The 1078-nt window shown below is 67.9% G+C and carries 2 protein-coding genes and 1 pseudogene; all 3 read left to right on the forward strand.

Going from position 1 to position 1078, the window contains the following annotated elements; genetic code table 11:
- The coding region (locus Y705_RS19715) for an alpha-isopropylmalate synthase regulatory domain-containing protein (protein WP_275450815.1) at window positions 1-325 on the forward strand (325 nt) is incomplete at its 5' end.
- Between the two features lie 47 nt (window positions 326-372).
- Window positions 373-864: a recombination protein O N-terminal domain-containing protein gene (locus Y705_RS0112440; protein WP_026533090.1), complete on the forward strand. Its 492-nt coding sequence runs from the start codon at window positions 373-375 to the stop codon at window positions 862-864.
- Between the two features lie 47 nt (window positions 865-911).
- Window positions 912-1078 (forward strand): annotated as a pseudogene (gene recO, locus Y705_RS21925) (DNA repair protein RecO); the annotation flags it as partial.

The following is a 1078-nucleotide window of genomic DNA, read 5'->3' on the forward strand; positions in this document are numbered from 1 at the left end:
CAACACCGACACCGCCGAGGACGGCCAGTTCAAGCTCACCGCAACCCTCGTGGTGAACGGCGTGCAGCAGCGGCGGTCCTCGCAGGGGAGCGGGCCGATCGCAGCCCTGCTCGACATCCTCGGCCAGGACGGAGTGGACGTGCGCGTACTCGACTATACGGAGCACGCGCTGTCCTCGGGAGGGAACGCGCGGGCGGCCGCCTACGTCGAGTGCGCCGTCGGCGAAAGGGTCCTGTGGGGTATCGGTATCGACGCCAACACCACCATGGCAGCCCTCAAGGCCGTCATCTCCGCCGTCAACCGGGCCATCCGGGACAGCGCCTGACCCTGCTGAAGTGCCCTTCGGGATGAACAAGGTGGGAGACTGGGGGAGTGTCGAAAGCATCAGCATCCCGGACCTACCGTTCCGAGGGAGTGGTCCTGCGGACCTATAAGCTCGGCGAGGCGGACCGGATCATCGTCCTGCTGACCCGCGAGCACGGCCAGGTCCCCGCCGCGGGCGACGCGGGGCAGTGGGGCCACTACGCCCTCACCTCGGTCAACACCGACACCGCCGAGGACGGCCAGTTCAAGCTCACCGCAACCCTCGTGGTGAACGGCGTGCAGCAGCGGCGGTCCTCGCAGGGGAGCGGGCCGATCGCAGCCCTGCTCGACATCCTCGGCCAGGACGGAGTGGACGTGCGCGTACTCGACTATACGGAGCACGCGCTGTCCTCGGGAGGGAACGCGCGGGCGGCCGCCTACGTCGAGTGCGCCGTCGGCGAAAGGGTCCTGTGGGGTATCGGTATCGACGCCAACACCACCATGGCAGCCCTCAAGGCCGTCATCTCCGCCGTCAACCGGGCCATCCGGGACAGCGCCTGACCCTGCTGAAGTGCCCTTCGGGATGAACAAGGTGGGAGACTGGGGGAGTGTCGAAAGCATCAGCATCCCGGACCTACCGTTCCGAGGGAGTGGTCCTGCGGACCTATAAGCTCGGCGAGGCGGACCGGATCATCGTCCTGCTGACCCGCGAGCACGGCCAGGTCCGGGCTGTGGCCAAGGGTGTCCGCAGGACGAGCAGCAAATTCGGCTCGCG

It is taken from the genome of Arthrobacter sp. H41 (assembly GCF_000520535.1).
Taxonomy (GTDB): domain Bacteria; phylum Actinomycetota; class Actinomycetes; order Actinomycetales; family Micrococcaceae; genus Arthrobacter_D.